13 protein-coding genes, 2 tRNA genes and 3 rRNA genes are annotated in these 19,401 nt (G+C 41.0%); 9 read left to right on the forward strand and 9 right to left on the reverse strand.

Annotation, left to right across the window (positions count from 1 at the left end; translation table 11 throughout):
- Positions 1–9 precede the first annotated feature (9 nt).
- Positions 10–2,811 carry a DUF2339 domain-containing protein gene (locus GO593_RS09500; RefSeq protein ID WP_000276871.1) on the forward strand — a complete coding sequence of 934 codons (2,802 nt, stop codon included), beginning with the start codon at positions 10–12 and terminating at the stop codon, positions 2,809–2,811.
- Here the strand turns inward: GO593_RS09500 and GO593_RS09505 are convergent.
- A complete protein-coding gene (locus GO593_RS09505) occupies positions 2,801–3,718 on the reverse strand; it encodes a mechanosensitive ion channel family protein (RefSeq protein ID WP_000785635.1) in 918 nt (305 codons plus the stop codon). The genes GO593_RS09500 and GO593_RS09505 overlap by 11 nt on opposite strands.
- A 9-nt stretch (positions 3,719–3,727) precedes the next feature.
- Entirely contained in the window at positions 3,728–4,549 is an 822-nt protein-coding gene (locus GO593_RS09510) for a hypothetical protein (RefSeq protein WP_000462729.1), read from the reverse strand.
- 96 nt (positions 4,550–4,645) lie between these two features.
- Between GO593_RS09510 and gspE the strand changes: the two genes are divergently transcribed.
- Positions 4,646–6,136: a type II secretion system ATPase GspE gene (gspE, locus tag GO593_RS09515; RefSeq protein WP_001166321.1), complete on the forward strand. Its 1,491-nt coding sequence runs from the start codon at positions 4,646–4,648 to the stop codon at positions 6,134–6,136.
- Between the two features lie 54 nt (positions 6,137–6,190).
- Here the strand turns inward: gspE and GO593_RS09520 are convergent, their stop codons facing one another.
- The 7 genes from GO593_RS09520 to GO593_RS09550 all read right to left on the reverse strand — a co-directional run bounded on the left by GO593_RS09520 (position 6,191) and on the right by GO593_RS09550 (position 11,157).
- Positions 6,191–6,622 (reverse strand): organic hydroperoxide resistance protein, encoded by a 432-nt coding sequence (locus GO593_RS09520; RefSeq protein ID WP_000051124.1) that lies wholly within the window; start codon positions 6,620–6,622, stop codon positions 6,191–6,193.
- An 87-nt stretch (positions 6,623–6,709) separates the two neighbouring features.
- The gene (locus GO593_RS09525; protein ID WP_000371731.1) at positions 6,710–7,147 is read right to left on the reverse strand and encodes a MarR family winged helix-turn-helix transcriptional regulator; all 438 of its coding nucleotides are present in this window, start codon (positions 7,145–7,147) and stop codon (positions 6,710–6,712) included.
- A gap of 159 nt (positions 7,148–7,306) precedes the next feature.
- Entirely contained in the window at positions 7,307–7,684 is a 378-nt protein-coding gene (locus GO593_RS09530) for a DUF4951 domain-containing protein (protein WP_000266123.1), read from the reverse strand.
- Between the two features lie 14 nt (positions 7,685–7,698).
- On the reverse strand, positions 7,699–8,523 hold the full coding sequence (locus GO593_RS09535; RefSeq protein WP_000177091.1) for a carbon-nitrogen hydrolase family protein: 825 nt from the start codon (positions 8,521–8,523) through the stop codon (positions 7,699–7,701).
- Between the two features lie 26 nt (positions 8,524–8,549).
- Positions 8,550–9,071 (reverse strand): anti-anti-sigma factor GigB, encoded by a 522-nt coding sequence (gene gigB / locus GO593_RS09540; protein WP_000103066.1) that lies wholly within the window; start codon positions 9,069–9,071, stop codon positions 8,550–8,552.
- 102 nt (positions 9,072–9,173) lie between these two features.
- Positions 9,174–10,142 carry an RsbU family protein phosphatase GigA gene (gene gigA / locus GO593_RS09545; RefSeq protein WP_000273590.1) on the reverse strand — a complete coding sequence of 323 codons (969 nt, stop codon included), beginning with the start codon at positions 10,140–10,142 and terminating at the stop codon, positions 9,174–9,176.
- A 115-nt stretch (positions 10,143–10,257) separates the two neighbouring features.
- Positions 10,258–11,157, reverse strand: coding sequence for an MlaA family lipoprotein (locus GO593_RS09550; RefSeq protein WP_001109856.1), 900 nt, complete (start codon positions 11,155–11,157; stop codon positions 10,258–10,260).
- A gap of 571 nt (positions 11,158–11,728) precedes the next feature.
- On the opposite strand from GO593_RS09550, the gene GO593_RS09555 reads away from it, so the two are divergent.
- From GO593_RS09555 to hpf, 7 genes are all read left to right on the forward strand, one after another.
- Positions 11,729–13,265, forward strand: a 16S ribosomal RNA gene (locus tag GO593_RS09555).
- Positions 13,266–13,324: 59 nt separating this feature from the next.
- Positions 13,325–13,401, forward strand: a tRNA-Ile gene (locus GO593_RS09560).
- A 55-nt stretch (positions 13,402–13,456) separates the two neighbouring features.
- Positions 13,457–13,532, forward strand: a tRNA-Ala gene (locus GO593_RS09565).
- A 340-nt stretch (positions 13,533–13,872) separates the two neighbouring features.
- Positions 13,873–16,765 (forward strand): 23S ribosomal RNA (locus tag GO593_RS09570).
- Positions 16,766–16,949: 184 nt separating this feature from the next.
- Positions 16,950–17,064, forward strand: a 5S ribosomal RNA gene (gene rrf / locus GO593_RS09575).
- Together the 16S, 23S and 5S rRNA genes with 2 tRNA genes alongside form the textbook arrangement of a ribosomal RNA operon.
- A 251-nt stretch (positions 17,065–17,315) precedes the next feature.
- Entirely contained in the window at positions 17,316–18,764 is a 1,449-nt protein-coding gene (locus GO593_RS09580) for an RNA polymerase factor sigma-54 (protein WP_000778198.1), read from the forward strand.
- 168 nt (positions 18,765–18,932) lie between these two features.
- Positions 18,933–19,271 (forward strand): ribosome hibernation-promoting factor, HPF/YfiA family, encoded by a 339-nt coding sequence (gene hpf, locus GO593_RS09585; protein WP_001167461.1) that lies wholly within the window; start codon positions 18,933–18,935, stop codon positions 19,269–19,271.
- Positions 19,272–19,401 lie beyond the last annotated feature (130 nt).

Genomic DNA, 19,401 nt, shown 5'->3' on the forward strand with positions numbered 1-19,401 from the left:
GCTAAGCCCATGTATAAAAAAGACAAACAGGGAATGATCATCGTTTTGATCGCTTTGACTTTGTTTTTAGCCATTTCAATTGGTTTTAAATTTCAGAGTGCCGTTGTTGCTTTATCTATTGCGCTCACTGTCATACTGGTTCAGTCATTATCAAGTCTGCATCAACGTTTAACTCATTTAGAACAACAGTTTTCTCACCAGACTACGCCACTTTATTCTATTCATATACAAAGAACGGTAATTTATACCGCCGCTTTGGTTGCATTAGTTGCTTATATCAATCATTGGATGTGGATTGCTGGAGGGGCATTACTGGTTTTACTGTTATGTTTGATTCAAACCATCAGTGCATTTCATACTCGTTTATTGTTCCTCGAGACAGCCAAGCAAACAGTAAATGAATCTATACATACAGAAGTGATAACGCCTGTATTAGAGCAAGTTGATCCAAACAATATTACCGAGCCAGCTTTACCTGAAACAACAGCGTTAAATCAAGAAGAACAAATAGTTCGTACACAGACCACCGCATGGTGGCAACCAGCAGTCGATTGGATGATTCATGGTAATCCAATTTTAAGGGTTGCTGTTGCTGTGCTTATGGTTGGGGTAGTGCTCTTACTGCGTTTTGCAAGTGAGCACTGGCAGTTGAGCTTAGGTGTAAAACTTGGTTTTATTGCGATTGCAGGAGGTGTATTAACAGCATTTGGATATACCTTGCAAAAGAAAAATCAGCTATTTGCTGTGGCACTGCAAGGTGTAGGGCTAGCTGTTGTCTTTCTAACGCTTGTGTTCTCACATCATTTTGGTGTAATCACGAGCCTAACTACAGCCAGTATTCTATTTACGATTTTATTAGCAATTACAGTATTCCTGAGTTTAAAACAACAAGCTATTTATTTGGCAATACTCGCACTGGGTATGGCGTATGCGGCTCCTTTAGTTATTCCGCAATATCGTCCTGATGTGGTTTTTTTATTTAGTTACTATCTTGTTATTAATCTTGCAGTCGCTGCTGTTAATTTTATTCAGCCTTGGAAAATCCTAAATCAGATCGCTTTCTTTGCCACAATGTTTATTGGCGGTAGTGCAATCGCATTTTATGCAGAGCCAGCAAAATTTGGCACATTAGACTGGATTTTATGGCTCCATATAGCGCTATTTATTTGGTTAAGTGTTCGTTATAGCCAAAATATCTCTCGGGTTTCAGAACATGAAAAACAAGAGGAGATCCGTTTACCGCCGCTCTTAGATGTTGGTCTTATTTTTAGTGTTCCTGTATTAGGCTTTACGCTTCATGCTTATTTAGTTCATGAGTCGACCCAAGCTTTAACAATTGGTGCTGTTGTTTTAGCAGGCACTTATGCGGTGTTAACGTTCTGGATTAAAAAAACTCATCCCCAGCTTTCAGTCCTTGCAAAAAGTTTTTTCATTCTCGCGGTTGCTTTTTTTGCCTTAATTTTTCCACTCGCAAAAGGGGCGCACTGGACTGCTATTGGCTGGGTTGCACAAGGAACGGCTTTAATCGTTTGGGGAGTAACTGAACGCTACCGTTTAAGCCGATATATTGGTGTGATTTTAGTTTTACTCAGCTCACTTGCACTGTTTTATCAGGTTTGGGCAAATGAAGAGTTTCCAACGCTAAGCACTAGCATTTATGCAATTGCCCAATTCATTTCGGCCTTTTATTTATTGCAATACAACAGCAAAGAACAACGCTATTTTAGCGCAAGCATGTTTAGCGGTATTTTCTTATGTTTAGGCATGTATGCGGGCGCCGTAGCAGGTGTAGAAATAATGGCATGGCATCAACATGCTTTAAGTCCGTATTTGATCTTCGCCGTAGCCCTAATCGCAATATTTAGTGCGATTGTTCACTATAAACTTCGTGTGCAATGGCAAAGTTTGCAGTTAATTTTAATTAGCCTGTTACTGTTATTAGTTTTGGGTGAGGCTTTTATGAGTCAGGTCTTCACTCTGTTTAAATGGGTAGACTCATTACAACAAACTACTTTCCTAGTCTCTACCATTATTCTTAGTGGCTTATTTAGTATGGCTCAACCGCAGTCAAGTCATTTGGGTTACGTCAGGGTATGGGCGGGTTTAAGCTGGTTAGCGTTAGCGATAGTTGGCGTGGCTATTTTCCCAAAAATGCCAATAGTCGCTTTGGCTTTTGTTCCTGTGATTTATTCGCTTTGGGCTTATAAAACTCATAAAACGACACTATTGCATCAAATTCCGGTGTGGTGTTTAAGCCTCATTTGGTTGCTTGTAGTGAGTGTTGATGTTCATTCTGCTGAATATCTTTACTTTGTTCCTTTAATTAACTTAACTGACTTCTTTTCAATTTTGGTATTTGCTGGCTTACTCTTTATTATTTATCAGCATGCTTTTGATCAAGATAAATCGCTGGAATGGACTTTTAAAATTACAACAATTTTAGTGGGCTTGCTGGTATTTAGTAGTGTAGTCGTCAGAGGCTTGCACTATTACTGGGCAGCACCGCTATGGAGTGCTTCAATTTGGACAAATGGTGTAGTACAGCTAAGTTTGACGTTACTTTGGGTTATATTGGCATTTATTTTGACTACATACTCTAGTCGAAAAATGATTCGTCAACTCTGGTTTGTAGGCGCTGCACTTTTAGGGATTGTTGTATTAAAACTAATTTTGCTTGATCTATCACAAAGTGCGACATTAACTCGGGTCATTTCTTTTATTGGAGCAGGTGGGGTAATGTTGATTATTGCTTATCTTGCGCCATTACCACCGTCATCCTCTGTACAGAAGAATCAAGAGCCTAAGCTTTAGGCTCTCGTTTTAACTCTTTTTGATTGCTGTATTGATCGATATCATCTTCAGCAAAAGCAGTAGATGGTCGATCAATTAAGCCCATTTTCGGAACAGGAATTTCAATTTGGTTATCTAAAAAACCATTTCGGATACGTTCTTGCATTTCATCTCGAACTTTTAAAGAGTTTTCTTGACGACACCACATTGCAAATAAAAGCTCAATCGATGACTCCCTGAAGGCAGTAACTGTAACAGCAGGTTTTGGATCATCTAACACGAGTGGATAATTCGCTGCGACGTTAAGTAGAACCTCACGAACTTTAATAATGTCTTCATGAAAGTTAATTGCCAAAGTAATTGGAATACGCCGTATTGGATATTTTGATAAGTTGTGTACAGGAGCACGAATGAGTTGTTCGTTTGGTAAACGAATATAGACGTTGTCGAGTGTAAGTAACTTTACCGAAAGCAAATCAATTGAGATAACTTCGCCTTCGATTGTATTCCCGCGAATAAGTGTAATTTGAATCGTATCACCGACCTCAAATGAACCTTCACCAATCAAAAATAAACCACTAATCAAGTTACTGGCAGATGTTTGTGATGCGAAACCGAGTGCTACTGTTAAGATCCCCGCTGCCCCCAGAAATACACTAAGTTTGAACCCGGCTTCTTTTAAACTCGTCATAATGAAGAGTAAGAAAATAAAATAGAAAATACCGCGGCGCCATACCAGACGCTGGTGAGCATTAAAACGTGAGCCAACGGTTCTAATAAATGTATTTGAAATAATACGGGCAAGGACAAAACCAATAAAACAAAGCACAACACCGACTAAAATTTCACTAATTCGTTCGGTATTGATATTGGTAAATATGCTTTTGAGGCTATCAGCGATATCTTTTGGAATACTTGAATCGGCCATAAAACCCCCTTAAAAGAATGAATCAAACATATTAAATAGCGCACCACCCGGTGAACGTGGTGGGTGAACATAAGTCACTTCACCTGCCAGAGGGGGAGTACGGTTTTCAATACGAATACGGGCTGGGCGGTCAGAGCCTTCATAGTAGACTTTGATTTGTGATGTCCATAAGCGTCCCGTACTTTCACTATAAAATAGTGGTAGGGCAGTAACCGGTACATTCATACGATCAAAGCGTAATTGATGATTACTGGTATTATGAAAATCGATCGGCGTAACTGCACGAAAAGCACGTGGGGTTAATAGATTTAAATCGGTACGACCATCAACAGAGGTTGCATAACAAATTTCACCTTGTTGGGCATTAGGACCAAACCATGTATCTTTGGGTTGAATTACAGGAATCTCAAATAAAGGTTCATGCTGACTTTCAACTAAACCGGCAATCCATAGGGGGGTACTAATATAAAGTGTCCCACGTTGACCCGCTGGAATGTAGATTGGATCAACTGGTTTAATTACCACTGATCGGTCCGCCAAACGTGGCATGAGTAGAAACTTCGGATTAGTTTTCCGAAACATATAACGTTCGACTTGCACAGAATGTGGAAAACCAAAATTTGCATCCGTTATGATGTGCCAATCTTGCTCATTATCATCTTGGAGAGTCGGGCGATAATATTCGATACGCCATTCTTTTATGCCACGTGTTAAACGAAAGAGCATTGAACCGAATTGCCATGCTTTGGACTGGTTAATTTCAAAGTGCTGTTCACCCCACCATTTTAAAGAATTCTGGGGGTGAGGCTGATATTCATTATTTTCAAACAAGACGTAAAATTCCTCTACCGAGTTGTTAAACAGACTTCACGCTGTAATCTGCTTAGAGTACACTCAAAATCATCTTACTCATCATTATAAATTGTGATGCAAATATTGAAACAAATACAAGTTCCATATAGTTTTGCCAAGCGTCATGGTGTTTTATTTCGTTATGACGGTGATCAAGTTTTTATTGTTAGACGTCAAAATACAGAAAAAATTGCATTGCAGGAAGCAAGACGAATTTTGGGGAAACCTGCACACTATCAATTATGCACTGAACAAGAATTTAATAGTCTATTAAGTACCAGTTATGCAGGGGATACAGGTGAATCCCAACAAGTCGCCGCAGGCTTAGAAGACCATCCAGATTTATTAAGCCTTGCAGATCAGGTGCCTGAAACAGAAGACTTAATGGATCAAGAGGATGACGCGCCTATTGTTCGTCTAATCAATGCACTTCTCTCCGAGGCAATTCGTGTTGGAGCTTCAGATATCCATATTGAAGCCTTTGAGAAAAAGCTATCAGTTCGTTTACGGGTAGATGGTCAATTACGTGAAATTGTGCAGCCACGCCGTGAACTAGCCCCGTTACTTGTTTCGCGTATTAAAGTTATGGCGAAACTCGATATTGCCGAAAAGCGTGTACCGCAAGATGGACGTATTTCTTTACGTCTTGCTGGTCGTGAAGTCGATGTCCGTGTTTCAACTTTGCCATCGTCACATGGTGAAAGGGTGGTCATGCGTTTACTCGATAAACAAGCGGGTCGCCTTAATATGACTCACCTAGGTTTAATGGCAAATGACTATGAACGTTTAACTCAGTTAGTACATCGTCCGCACGGTATTATTTTGGTCACAGGGCCTACTGGTTCGGGGAAAACAACGACTTTATATGCTGCCTTATCTGATCTAAATGACAATACCCGTAACATCTTAACTGCTGAAGATCCAATTGAGTATCAGCTTGAAGGTATTGGCCAAACTCAAGTGAATACCAAAGTGGATATGACATTTGCTCGTGCTTTAAAGGCAATGTTACGTCAAGATCCAGATGTGGTGATGGTGGGGGAGATTCGTGATCTGGAAACTGCTGAAATTGCAGTTCAAGCATCTTTAACAGGTCATTTGGTTTTATCGACGCTACATACCAATACTGCTATTGGTGCAGTGACTCGTCTTAAAGATATGGGGATTGAACCTTTCTTGCTTTCAAGCTCTTTAATTGGGGTGGTTGCGCAGCGTTTGGTTCGTACTTTATGTCCACATTGTATGACATGGCGTGAAGCCGATACTTTTGAGAAGCAAGTTTTTCAGCATATTTCCCATGAACCAAGTTTAAAGTTACCAGAGGCTCAAGGGTGTGATCAGTGTTCTCATTTAGGGTTTAATGGCCGTACAGCGATTTATGAAATTGTACCTATTGATGAACCTATGCGCCGTCTCATTCATGGTAATGCAGCTGAATTTGAATTAGAAAATCATGCTCGTCAGTATTCTGGTTCTATTCGCGATGATGGTTTACGTAAGGTGCTCTCAGGTAAAACTACACTTGAAGAAGTGCTTCGTGTAACCAATGAAGCAAGTGAAGCATAATTTGTAAGATATAAAAAATGCCCGATATGATTCGGGCATTTTTTATATTAAAACTTATTCAGTCACAATATTAAACGTCACATCAATATTGTTACGAGTTGCATTTGAATATGGACAAACGATATGAGCTGCTGCAACTAACTTTTCAGCTTCTTCACGGTCCATACCGATTAAATAAACATTTAAAGTAACTTCAATACTAAAACCTGTTGGAATTGGACCAATACCGACTTCACCTTCAACATACGCATCTTTGCTAATATTGAATTTATCGCGATTTGCAACAAATTTTAAAGCACCTAAAAAGCATGCTGAATAACCAGCTGCAAATAATTGTTCTGGGTTAGTTACGGCACCACCAGCGCCACCCATTTCTTTAGGTACACCAAGTTGTACGTCTAATACACCGTCTGATGAAGTTGCACGACCATCACGGCCACCTGTTGCTTTAGCTTTTGCACGATACACAACTTTTTCTAATGACATCTTTTTATTCCTAAATTAAATTGAATGCAAATATATCGTACACGACTTAATTATTTTAACAAGTCAATTTTGTAAAAAAATTGGTGATTATTTAGCTATATTTGTACGGAGCTGTGTTAATTGATCTTTGAGACCGAGAAGGGTAGCCGTATCACAAGAACTGGCCTCTAAGATATGCGTTGGAATATTTACGGCCTGTTCTTTAAGTTTTTTCCCCTTTTCGCTAAGCGTGATAATGACTTGTCTTTCATCTTCTTTTGATCGAGTACGATTAAGAAGCTGCAATGCTTCTAACTTTTTTAAAATTGGGGTTAAAGTTGAAGACTCTAAAAATAACTTGCTGCCAATTTCTGAAACAGTAATCTCATCTTTTTCCCACAACACCAACATCACCAAATATTGAGGATAAGTAATCCCTAATGGAGTTAAAAGTTTGCGATAAAGTTGATTAAGGGCTAAATTTGTTGAATAAATGAGGAAACATAATTGATTCTCAAGCTTTAGATTTTGACAGTCTTGGTCCATATATTCCTCAGAAAACTAATGGGTGCTTTTCTAGTATATCGCTTTATGTTTAATTTCTTAAATGCTCATAATTTAGAGCTATTGATAAAAATAAGATAACGTAAAAAATGGAGTAATCTAAACATTACTCCATCACTTAAAAATACTAATTTAAAATGGTTACCAAAGGTCGGCAATTTTTTTCATTAAACGAGCACGATATTTTGCAGTTGGGTTATTTTCATTACGTTGTTGCTCTTGTTCATAAAAATCTTGCCAGGCCGTGATCATTTCTAAAGTTGTTCCTTGTTTTTTAATCATAGAAACATCGGCAGGCTGAATATTCTCTAAACGCTGTCTGGCACCTTCTGCACCTGTCCCCCAACCAATAATCCGCTGGCCAAAAGCAGGCAGAGGAATATTTTTTGGAGTAGGAGGTAGTACATTTTGTTTAAGCTGCAAATTTGGAGAGACAAAATTATTCGTTGTCCCGAAATCAGTCGCATAACAGTGAATATTTGCCCCTAAGCAAAAAATGCTAAATAAGTATTTCCACATGAATAATTAAGCTTTTAATAGTGAATTAATTTACGATGCATCATTAAAGGCATTGATGTACGCACAAGTTCTTGAGCAGCTAAATCAAAAGGTACCGTAATTAAACCGTTCCCTTCATAACCAATCATACTTAAAACTTGACCACGACTATCAGTTGCTCCTGCATGCCCCCAAGTTTGGCGTTTTTCCCCATGCCAACCTTGTTGCGCAGCCCCTAAAACATAGCATTGGCTATCCATTGCACGTGCTTGCAGCAAAAGCTGCCAATGCATCTGACCTGTTGTATAGGTAAATGCAGCAGGAGCAGTTAATAGATGAGCACCTTGCTGTCTAAGGGTTAAAGCTAACTCAGGAAAACGCAAGTCATAACATACCATTAGGCCAATATTGCCAAAAGGGGTAGATGTGACTACAACGTCTGTTCCTGGTTCAAAGAAACGAGATTCCTGATATCCACCCACAGCATCGCCAACTTGTACATCAAATAAATGTATTTTGTCATAACGTGCTTCGGTACGTTCAGGACTGATGCATAAACTCACTGTACGCACTCGGCCATCTTGTATGATAGAACCATCTGGACGAAATGGACACGGTAGAGTGCCTGCAACAATCCAGATTTGATACTGATGCGCAAGTTTCTCAAGTCTTTGTTGAATCGACTCAAATTGCTCTGCTGTTTCACGCTGTTTGCCAGCTGCAAAACAAACAAAGTTTTCGGGAAAAACAATTAAGCTGGCATTTTGAGCCTTGCTTTGCTGAATCAATGACTCAATCACTTGAAAGTTGCTTTCAATGTCATCTTGAGAATTCATTTGAACAACTGAAACAAGAGTCATATACACATCCAGATTAGCAATAAAGTTTAGGCATTTTGCTTATCAGATACTTGTTCAAGCGTGTCTTGTTCTTTTTGCAATTGCTTAACAAGCGGCTCAAACATGTTCTGATTATTTGCATTGAGTTTCATCAATGTCTTGTGTGCGTCCAGAACGGTTCTTAGCATCGCATTATGAGTAATGTGCTCGTCAGTTAACGTTAAAGTACAAACGTTAGGATCGCCACAATAATTCAGGATGACAAAAACCTGCCCTAGCCCCATGCTGTTGGCTAAGGTTGTGATATCTGGATTGGTAGATAGCATCACAGCTTGAATATGATGAGTCTGTTTCAGTTTTAAACCTAGCTTAGCTAGGATACCTAATACAGTACTATCAATAAATGTTGTTTGGGTTAAATCAACGATTGCACCAACAACATTTTCTTGCTGTTCAATTCTGTTTAAAAGTTTGTCTAGACTTATACAAGAATGGGCTCGCACTTCACCAATAAGCCTGAAAATATGCGTTCCATTTAAACTTGCATATTCAACATGACCTGTTGACATATAAATGCCATTTTCAGAGAAGGATAGAAAAATTATCACATAGTGCCATCTCAGACTCAAGAGTCCTTAAGTCGTATATTATGTAATTAATTGATTCTTAAATTAATTCATTCGACAAAGACTAAAGATGGCAATGTCATCAGCAACGTGATCAGGGGCTTGGAATGATTGATTTTGCAAATGTTGGACTAATTGTTGAAACTGATCATTCAAGCCGCCATCAAATGGTTCTAGTGCTCCATCTGAGCAAATAATGAAACGTGCATGACGATTTAATGTACATACATGTTCTTCAACTTCTAACTCATCAGTTAATCCTAATGGGAAGCTACTGGTGGTTAAAATTTTTGGGGATTGATTAGGTTCAAAAATAATTGGAGGAGGGTAATGACCTGCACTAGACCAGCGAAGACTATGAGTTTCAAGATTTAGAATACCGACCACAATTGTAATATGTTTTTCAATATTCTCTTGAACCAGCATCCCATTTAACTTTTTGATTAACTGTCGTGGTGTTTTGGAGCGACCATGAAAGGCTGCCATCCAAGAAGTTAATAAGCTACTTGTTACACCATGCCCCGATACATCGGCGAGATAAAATAAAACCTCTTTATCATTGAGCTTCCAGTAGTCGTACCAGTCGCCTGATAAATAGGCAGAAGGTTGGAAAAAAGTTTCAACCTCATAATTTAATAAATCAATAGGATTTGGCAATAAACGTTTTTGTAATTCTGCCGCCGAAGGTAAATCACGGCTATCCTGATTACGTTTATATTGTGCATCAATTCTTGTTAAAGCTTTATTTAGATCTTTAGGTAACTGGTTCCATACCCATCCTGCAAGAGCACCAGCTTCCCATGCTTGAGCTAAAGCACTACCTTCATGCTCAAAAGCAATCACGATTGTAGGTAAACGCCATTTATAAGTTAGGAAATCTTGTACATCAGCAATTGCAATAATTGTTGGGTCGTATAAATCGAGATCATCTATGTGAATGACTTGTAAGTCTGGTAATGCTTCCAGAGCTTGCTCTACGAAAGGGATAGAGCGTGTCGGTTTAATAAAATACATAGAAGATATGGTAGTCCTTTTTCAAGATCACTTTATCCATCATAGAGGATGTATGACCAAAATCAAGGTATTGCCTTACTATAAGAAAAATGCAATACCTTGATTTGTCCTTTAATTATTTTTCGGTTTTATCAGTGTTATCTTCTGGTACATCTTCAGATTCGTCATCATCAATAAAAGACACATCTGCCGAATCACCTTTTTTCTCGGCAATCTGGAACGCTTTACGTTGGAGATATAAATCACGAATCATCGCATACTGATCGCCTTGTATAGTTTGGTCTAAATCTAGATATTGAGCGCGTGTATCAACGGCTTGTAATAGATTAGTTGACCAATACAGGCCATCTTGATCATCCATAATGTATTTTTGTGGACGGGCCTGAGCATCTACAGCCAAGCCAACGCCATCACGTAAAGTGCTTGGTCCAAAGAAAGGCAGCATAAGAAATGGTCCAGAAGGAACGCCATAGTAACCGAGAGTTACACCAAAGCTTTCTTCTTCAGGAGGTAAGCCTAAGCGGCTCGCTGGATCGGCTAAACCTAAAGTTGTTAACGTATTAATAGTAAAACGACCTAAAGTTTTTGCGGCGCGGCCAGGACGTCCTTGAATTAGCTGGTTAACAGCATTCCATGGTTCGCCAAGGTTTTTACGAAATTGTCGGTAAGAACCACGTACATCTTCTGGCGTCTTTTCTCTATATTCAACAGCAACGGGACGCAAAACATGGCGGTCTAACATATCGTTAAAAGAATAAATTGGACGGTTCAGTGACTGTAATGGATCTTTCACTGTATCCGGTTGGGCAGCATTTGCGTTGATCTTTAAATCTTTAACTTTTATGCCTTTCAAATCTTTAATAATTTGTAAGTGAGGTCGGCTATGCTGAGTCTGGGTTGAAGTAACATCTTCCGAACTAGCGGCAGATTCTTCAGTAAGATTTTCTTGAGCATGGGCTGAGGTGTAAAGACCTACAGTTAATAAGCTCGACAAAAGTAAATTAGAATAATTCATATAATTCCTTAACCGCTAGCCAGGCTATATTCAATATGCAGTTGGGTAGAGATATATTTTAATACAGAAGCGATAAGCTATTATCAATGTAAAATTGATCAAATTATATAGAAATATAGCCAAAAAGCCTAAAAAATGTACGCTTGATATGAAATGCTAGAAAAAGGGGTTGCAAAGGGAAAGAGATGGTCTATAATGCACATCCATCGGCGGTGATGCAGATAGAAACTTGTTGAAAAACAGTTACTTGTGATTAGATTGGTTGCTTTAAGTGATGAATTTGATGGCAAGTTGGTTTAGAGAATGAGTTTTAAAAATATCGAAATTACCTGTTGACTTTTAAGAGATTAAGAGTAATATAGCCGACCTAGCTTGCTGGTGACGAACCAGTAAGAAGATCATTAAGAGAATTGAAGAACAACTTGTGTGGATTTTTACTGATTGATTAATCGAAATAATTTTCATTGATTGATTGGTTTAAATTACTCGAAGTTTATTTGAGCGAAATTTAAGTCAGTAATTGATGAGCCAGAATTGGCACCTTGTCTATAAATAAGGTGCAAAATGATTTTAACTGAAGAGTTTGATCATGGCTCAGATTGAACGCTGGCGGCAGGCTTAACACATGCAAGTCGAGCGGGGGAAGGTAGCTTGCTACCGGACCTAGCGGCGGACGGGTGAGTAATGCTTAGGAATCTGCCTATTAGTGGGGGACAACATCTCGAAAGGGATGCTAATACCGCATACGTCCTACGGGAGAAAGCAGGGGATCTTCGGACCTTGCGCTAATAGATGAGCCTAAGTCGGATTAGCTAGTTGGTGGGGTAAAGGCCTACCAAGGCGACGATCTGTAGCGGGTCTGAGAGGATGATCCGCCACACTGGGACTGAGACACGGCCCAGACTCCTACGGGAGGCAGCAGTGGGGAATATTGGACAATGGGGGGAACCCTGATCCAGCCATGCCGCGTGTGTGAAGAAGGCCTTATGGTTGTAAAGCACTTTAAGCGAGGAGGAGGCTACTTTAGTTAATACCTAGAGATAGTGGACGTTACTCGCAGAATAAGCACCGGCTAACTCTGTGCCAGCAGCCGCGGTAATACAGAGGGTGCGAGCGTTAATCGGATTTACTGGGCGTAAAGCGTGCGTAGGCGGCTTATTAAGTCGGATGTGAAATCCCCGAGCTTAACTTGGGAATTGCATTCGATACTGGTGAGCTAGAGTATGGGAGAGGATGGTAGAATTCCAGGTGTAGCGGTGAAATGCGTAGAGATCTGGAGGAATACCGATGGCGAAGGCAGCCATCTGGCCTAATACTGACGCTGAGGTACGAAAGCATGGGGAGCAAACAGGATTAGATACCCTGGTAGTCCATGCCGTAAACGATGTCTACTAGCCGTTGGGGCCTTTGAGGCTTTAGTGGCGCAGCTAACGCGATAAGTAGACCGCCTGGGGAGTACGGTCGCAAGACTAAAACTCAAATGAATTGACGGGGGCCCGCACAAGCGGTGGAGCATGTGGTTTAATTCGATGCAACGCGAAGAACCTTACCTGGCCTTGACATACTAGAAACTTTCCAGAGATGGATTGGTGCCTTCGGGAATCTAGATACAGGTGCTGCATGGCTGTCGTCAGCTCGTGTCGTGAGATGTTGGGTTAAGTCCCGCAACGAGCGCAACCCTTTTCCTTACTTGCCAGCATTTCGGATGGGAACTTTAAGGATACTGCCAGTGACAAACTGGAGGAAGGCGGGGACGACGTCAAGTCATCATGGCCCTTACGGCCAGGGCTACACACGTGCTACAATGGTCGGTACAAAGGGTTGCTACACAGCGATGTGATGCTAATCTCAAAAAGCCGATCGTAGTCCGGATTGGAGTCTGCAACTCGACTCCATGAAGTCGGAATCGCTAGTAATCGCGGATCAGAATGCCGCGGTGAATACGTTCCCGGGCCTTGTACACACCGCCCGTCACACCATGGGAGTTTGTTGCACCAGAAGTAGCTAGCCTAACTGCAAAGAGGGCGGTTACCACGGTGTGGCCGATGACTGGGGTGAAGTCGTAACAAGGTAGCCGTAGGGGAACCTGCGGCTGGATCACCTCCTTAACGAAAGATTGACGATTGGTAAGAATCCACAACAAGTTGTTCTTCATAGATGTATCTGAGGGTCTGTAGCTCAGTTGGTTAGAGCACACGCTTGATAAGCGTGGGGTCACAAGTTCAAGTCTTGTCAGACCCACCATGACTTTGACTGGTTGAAGTTATAGATAAAAGATACATGATTGATGATGTAAGCTGGGGACTTAGCTTAGTTGGTAGAGCGCCTGCTTTGCACGCAGGAGGTCAGGAGTTCGACTCTCCTAGTCTCCACCAGAACTTAAGATAAGTTCGGATTACAGAAATTAGTAAATAAAGATTGAGATCTTGGTTTATTAACTTCTGTGATTTCATTATCACGGTAATTAGTGTGATCTGACGAAGACACATTAACTCATTAACAGATTGGCAAAATTGAGTCTGAAATAAATTGTTCACTCAAGAGTTTAGGTTAAGCAATTAATCTAGATGAATTGAGAACTAGCAAATTAACTGAATCAAGCGTTTTGGTATGTGAATTTAGATTGAAGCTGTACAGTGCTTAAGTGCACAGTGCTCTAAACTGAAATGTTGAAGTTACTAACTTGTAGGTAACATCGACTGTTTGGGGTTGTATAGTCAAGTAATTAAGTGCATGTGGTGGATGCCTTGGCAGTCAGAGGCGATGAAAGACGTGATAGCCTGCGAAAAGCTCCGGGGAGGCGGCAAATATCCTTTGATCCGGAGATGTCTGAATGGGGGAACCCACCTACTTTAAGGTAGGTATTGCAACATGAATACATAGTGTTGCAAGGCGAACGAGGGGAAGTGAAACATCTCAGTACCCTTAGGAAAAGAAATCAATTGAGATTCCCTCAGTAGCGGCGAGCGAACGGGGATCAGCCCATTAAGTTATGTGTGTTTTAGTGGAACGCTCTGGGAAGTGCGAACGTAGAGGGTGATATTCCCGTACACGAAAGGGCACACATAATGATGACGAGTAGGGCGAGGCACGTGAAACCTTGTCTGAATATGGGGGGACCATCCTCCAAGGCTAAATACTCCTGACTGACCGATAGTGAACCAGTACCGTGAGGGAAAGGCGAAAAGAACCCCTGTGAGGGGAGTGAAATAGATCCTGAAACCGCATGCATACAAGCAGTGGGAGCACCTTTGTGGTGTGACTGCGTACCTTTTGTATAATGGGTCAGCGACTTATATTCAGTAGCGAGGTTAACCGTATAGGGGAGCCGTAGAGAAATCGAGTCTTAATAGGGCGTTTAGTTGCTGGGTATAGACCCGAAACCAGGCGATCTATCCATGAGCAGGTTGAAGGTTGGGTAACACTAACTGGAGGACCGAACCCACTGTCGTTGAAAAGCCAGGGGATGACTTGTGGATAGGGGTGAAAGGCTAATCAAGCCTGGTGATAGCTGGTTCTCCCCGAAAGCTATTTAGGTAGCGCCTCGGACGAATACCATAGGGGGTAGAGCACTGTTTCGGCTAGGGGGTCATCCCGACTTACCAAACCGATGCAAACTCCGAATACCTATGAGTACTATCCGGGAGACAGACTGCGGGTGCTAACGTCCGTAGTCAAGAGGAAAACAATCCAGACCGCCAGCTAAGGCCCCAAAATCATAGTTAAGTGGGAAACGATGTGGGAAGGCATAGACAGCTAGGAGGTTGGCTTAGAAGCAGCCACCCTTTAAAGAAAGCGTAATAGCTCACTAGTCGAGTCGGCCTGCGCGGAAGATGTAACGGGGCTAAAACTATGTGCCGAAGCTGCGGATGTATACTTTGTATACGTGGTAGGGGAGCGTTCTGTAAGCCGATGAAGGTGTGTTGAGAAGCATGCTGGAGGTATCAGAAGTGCGAATGCTGACGTGAGTAACGACAAAACGGGTGAAAAACCCGTTCGCCGAAAGACCAAGGGTTCCAGTCCAACGTTAATCGGGGCTGGGTGAGTCGACCCCTAAGGCGAGGCCGAAAGGCGTAGTCGATGGGAAAATGGTTAATATTCCATTACTTCTGTGTAATGCGATGAGAGGACGGAGAAGGCTAAATCAGCCTGGCGTTGGTTGTCCAGGTGAAAGGATGTAGGCATGTATCTTAGGCAAATCCGGGGTACTCTATGCTGAGATCTGATAGCAAGCTGTACTTGTACAGCGAAGTGGTTGATGCCATGCTTCCAGGAAAAGTCTCTAAGCTTCAGTTACACAGGAATCGTACCCGAAACCGACACAGGTGGTCAGGTCGAGTAGACCAAGGCGCTTGAGAGAACTCTGCTGAAGGAACTAGGCAAAATGGTACCGTAACTTCGGGAGAAGGTACGCTGTTGTTGGTGATGGAACTCGCTTCCTGAGCTGACGACAGCCGCAGAAACCAGGCCGCTGCAACTGTTTATTAAAAACATAGCACTCTGCAAACACGAAAGTGGACGTATAGGGTGTGATGCCTGCCCGGTGCTGGAAGGTTAATTGATGGGGTTAGCGTAAGCGAAGCTCTTGATCGAAGCCCCAGTAAACGGCGGCCGTAACTATAACGGTCCTAAGGTAGCGAAATTCCTTGTCGGGTAAGTTCCGACCTGCACGAATGGCATAATGATGGCGGCGCTGTCTCCAGCAGAGGCTCAGTGAAATCGAAATCGCTGTGAAGATGCAGTGTACCCGCGGCTAGACGGAAAGACCCCGTGAACCTTTACTGCAGCTTGACACTGAACTTTGACCTTACTTGTGTAGGATAGGTGGGAGGCTTTGAAGCTGGAACGCTAGTTCCAGTGGAGCCGTCCTTGAAATACCACCCTGGTAATGTTGAGGTTCTAACTCTGTCCCGTGATCCGGGACGAGGACCGTGTCTGGTGGGTAGTTTGACTGGGGCGGTCTCCTCCTAAAGAGTAACGGAGGAGTACGAAGGTGCGCTCAGCGTGGTCGGAAATCACGCGTAGAGTATAAAGGCAAAAGCGCGCTTAACTGCGAGACCCACAAGTCGAGCAGGTACGAAAGTAGGTCTTAGTGATCCGGTGGTTCTGTATGGAAGGGCCATCGCTCAACGGATAAAAGGTACTCTGGGGATAACAGGCTGATACCGCCCAAGAGTTCATATCGACGGCGGTGTTTGGCACCTCGATGTCGGCTCATCTCATCCTGGGGCTGAAGCAGGTCCCAAGGGTATGGCTGTTCGCCATTTAAAGAGGTACGCGAGCTGGGTTTAGAACGTCGTGAGACAGTTCGGTCCCTATCTACCGTGGGCGCTGGAAATTTGAGAGGATCTGCTCCTAGTACGAGAGGACCAGAGTGGACGAACCTCTGGTGTACCGGTTGTGACGCCAGTCGCATCGCCGGGTAGCTATGTTCGGAAGGGATAACCGCTGAAAGCATCTAAGCGGGAAGCCTACCTCAAGATAAGATTTCCCTAGGACTTTATGTCCTCTAAAGAGCCGTTCGAGACTAGGACGTTGATAGGTTGGATGTGGAAGCATAGTGATATGTGAAGCTGACCAATACTAATTGCTCGTGAGGCTTGACTATACAACACCCAAGCAGTTGTATATGAAGCATCAATCGATTCTTAAATATGCAAGACAACTTGATTTAGTTATACCTCTAGCTAAAATGAACAGATAAAGTAAGATTCAATCAGCCCAGTCTGTTACAGATTTGGAAAACGCTTCGGCATCAAATAAGACCCAAGCAAGTATCCATAAACAGTTGTGCTGGCGACCATAGCAAGAGTGAACCACCTGATCCCTTCCCGAACTCAGAAGTGAAACCTCTTAGCGCTGATGGTAGTGTGGGATTACCCATGTGAGAGTAAGTCATCGCCAGCTCATTATTCTAAACACCCCAATCTCAAAAGAGGTTGGGGTGTTTTTTTATATGGGAAAGCAATCAATAAAGAATTATTTCAAAGAATCATCGATACTAAAGAATAAGACAGAATAAAAATCCTATCGTTTTTAATAAATAAATTTCTATTTTTCTCATGAATTGATGAGTCAATGTATAGGATAAATCATTACTCTATGCTATAAATAATTAATAGGCATGATTTTTGCTTGTTTTTTGGAAAGAGAAATATATGAAATTATCTGTTGGATTGAAAGTTGCGAATTCATTATCGTTAACGCCTCAATTGCAGCAGGCAATCCGTTTACTACAACTTTCTAGCCTAGAGTTAGAGCAAGAAATCCAAATTCAATTAGATAGTAATCCATTACTTGAAAAAGTAGAAGATGAATCACTAGCAGAAAGTTTATCTACTTTAGAACACAAAGAAACTGATGACCTTACAACAGAGTTGAATGCTGATCACTTACCTGATGACTTGCCTGTTGATACTGAATGGGATGACATTTATACACATCAATCCACTGCTTTGGGTACTCCTGAGTTCGAAGAGCGTGAAGATAATCGCCACGTTCACCTGACGCTTAAAGAACATATTTTGGAGCAAGTGAACTTACTACATTTTTCAAAAATAGATCAGTTGATTGCTTATTGCATAGTTGATGCTTTAGATGATAAAGGTTTTCTGGATGCTGAATTAGAAGAGATTATTTTGGCAGTACAGCATTTATTAAGTGAGATGGATATAGACGAGGAAGTGGAAGAGGATGAAGTTTTAGTAGTCTTAAAACATATTCAACGTCTTGATCCAATTGGTATTGGAGCTCGTAATTTAGCTGAATGTTTAAAAGTTCAGTTGGAGTTCTTGCCTAGAGAAACTGAATATTTGAAAGAAGCTAGAAGTCTACTTCAATATTATGAATTACTGATTGCGAATGACCTTAATAAATTATTGAAGCAAACAGGGCTTTCCAAGGAACAATTAAAATTTGCAGTTGATTTATTAAAAACATTAAAGCCTTATCCAGGCATGGATTTTGAAAAGCAAGAATCAGAATATCAAATTCCTGACGTAGTCGTTGCCAAGAAGGACTTGCATTGGCAAGTTCAGTTAAATCCTGATGTAATGCCAAAATTAAGAATCAATTCTTTTTATTCGAGTATGATTCGTAGAGCAGATCAAAGTGATGATAATTTATATCTACGTAATCAAATGCTTGAGGCTAAAAATTTTATAAAAAGTATTGATGAACGACACAAAACATTATTGAAAGTTGCGACTTGTATTGTTGAGCATCAAAAAGCATTTCTTGAAATAGGTCCCGAAGCAATGAAACCCTTAGTACTAAGGGATGTTGCAGAAGAAGTAGAATTACATGAGTCGACCGTTTCTCGCGTTACCACAAATAAGTATATGCTTACTCCACGTGGACTTTTTGAGTTGAAATACTTCTTTTCTAGTCATGTGGGGACAACCACAGGAGGTGAGGCTTCTTCTACCGCAATTCGGGCAATGATTAAAAAGTTAGTTTCTAATGAAAATCCGCGTAAACCTTTGTCTGATAATGCAATTGCTGCTTTATTGAAAGAGGAGGGAATAGAAGTAGCTAGAAGGACTGTAGCAAAATATAGAGAATCGTTACATATTCCATCGTCATCCGAGAGAAAAGTCTTGATCTAAATTTTGAAGTATGGCTATTCTACTCATTCATTATGACGAAATAATGAAATTTCATTTTCACCAAGAGGAGTAGCTAAAATGGTTTAATTGTCCCAAATCATCTTTTTAGATTGCATTAAATCGTTTTAGTTCTTCTTTATATAACCCAAAAAGGTGAGGGATAGAATTATGCAAATAACGATTCGTGGACATCATTTAGCAATTACACCAGCTATAGAAGAAAATATTAAAGCAAAATTTAATCAGTTAACGAAACATCTTGATCAGGTGAATAGTATGCAGATTAAATTAACGAAAGATCATCAGATTGATAAGCGCTCACATAAAGGTAGTTCTAATCATGTGGCTGAAGCAATAGTTCGATTACCTGGAATTGAGCTGTTTGCTCAAGCAACAGCGGATGATATGTATACTTCAATAAAAAAACTGACTGAAAAATTAAAAAAACAATTGTTAAAATATCGGAAAATGCAATGTACGTATTCTCAAGTTGCTGTTTCTATTTAATAAGTTTTTAATAATTGAGAGAGGCTTGAAATATAGCCTCTTTTTTATTGATAAAATATAAACACGTACTGAATTCTTTGAAAAAGTTATAGTAAAATACTTCGTTTTACACCGTAGGTTGTGTCAGAGG

The organism is Acinetobacter baumannii, from assembly GCF_009759685.1.
GTDB classification, from domain to species: domain Bacteria; phylum Pseudomonadota; class Gammaproteobacteria; order Pseudomonadales; family Moraxellaceae; genus Acinetobacter; species Acinetobacter baumannii.

Coding starts and splice junctions, on each gene's coding strand:
- hpf (WP_001167461.1), top strand. CDS start 18,933: ATGCAAATAACGATTCGTGGACATCATTTAGCAATTACACCAGCTATA.
- GO593_RS09580 (WP_000778198.1), top strand. CDS start 17,316: ATGAAATTATCTGTTGGATTGAAAGTTGCGAATTCATTATCGTTAACG.
- gspE (WP_001166321.1), top strand. CDS start 4,646: ATGCAAATATTGAAACAAATACAAGTTCCATATAGTTTTGCCAAGCGT.
- gigB (WP_000103066.1), bottom strand. CDS start 9,071: ATGTCAACAGGTCATGTTGAATATGCAAGTTTAAATGGAACGCATATT.
- GO593_RS09500 (WP_000276871.1), top strand. CDS start 10: ATGTATAAAAAAGACAAACAGGGAATGATCATCGTTTTGATCGCTTTG.
- gigA (WP_000273590.1), bottom strand. CDS start 10,142: ATGTATTTTATTAAACCGACACGCTCTATCCCTTTCGTAGAGCAAGCT.
- GO593_RS09530 (WP_000266123.1), bottom strand. CDS start 7,684: ATGTGGAAATACTTATTTAGCATTTTTTGCTTAGGGGCAAATATTCAC.
- GO593_RS09535 (WP_000177091.1), bottom strand. CDS start 8,523: ATGACTCTTGTTTCAGTTGTTCAAATGAATTCTCAAGATGACATTGAA.
- GO593_RS09505 (WP_000785635.1), bottom strand. CDS start 3,718: ATGGCCGATTCAAGTATTCCAAAAGATATCGCTGATAGCCTCAAAAGC.
- GO593_RS09525 (WP_000371731.1), bottom strand. CDS start 7,147: ATGGACCAAGACTGTCAAAATCTAAAGCTTGAGAATCAATTATGTTTC.
- GO593_RS09550 (WP_001109856.1), bottom strand. CDS start 11,157: ATGAATTATTCTAATTTACTTTTGTCGAGCTTATTAACTGTAGGTCTT.
- GO593_RS09520 (WP_000051124.1), bottom strand. CDS start 6,622: ATGTCATTAGAAAAAGTTGTGTATCGTGCAAAAGCTAAAGCAACAGGT.